This is a genomic window from Oleiphilus sp. HI0061 (assembly GCF_001635675.1).
Genome location: NZ_LWFE01000844.1, coordinates 1 through 583, shown reverse-complemented (window position 1 = coordinate 583; position 583 = coordinate 1). Strand labels below are relative to the sequence as shown.

At 40.7% G+C, this 583-nt stretch carries 1 pseudogene; it reads right to left on the bottom strand.

From position 1 onward, the window contains the following. Positions 1-192: 192 nt before the first annotated feature. Positions 193-583: pseudogene (locus tag A3735_RS30755) on the bottom strand (hypothetical protein); the annotation flags it as partial.

Sequence of the window (583 nt, the reverse complement as noted above, 5' to 3'; positions counted from 1 at the left end):
ATAATAATCACCTGGATCTTCAACCATATTGGCGACTACTGGATTTAGCTAAATATATCTATAACATTCCAATAAGTAGCGCTCTGATTCAACTAAGCTGCTTTAAGGGGACTGAGGGATTCTTTTTTAATCAGAGTTCTGTACCAACTAAAAATCCGTTAACTGATTACTTTATAATCCCTCCGTCCCCTTTTACTGCTGCGGATGCAGTGAAACACTTGAGTCCCAAAGTCGGTCCCACAGTAATGTAAGCTTTGTCCAATCAAGTGAATCGTTGACACGTATGGCTTTGATAGGCGAAATAGTCGATACTTGAGTATCTTGGTTTACTTGTTCTGCAATGGCGAAATTGAATGCATAAGCGCCTTCAACGCCCATTCTTAGGTCAGACATGACTATTCGATCTTCACGAGTTTCAGCTTTGTAAAAACCTTTGGTAAACCATACCAGTCGTTGGGCATCCCAATGGCTTTCTAAGCCTTTTAATAACTCGGTGCCTTTAGGGTAGGTCTTAAATTCGATTGTATTCGTGTCTTCCCAAATACTCACATGTGAGATGCTGTAACGATCGCCTTCATCTATC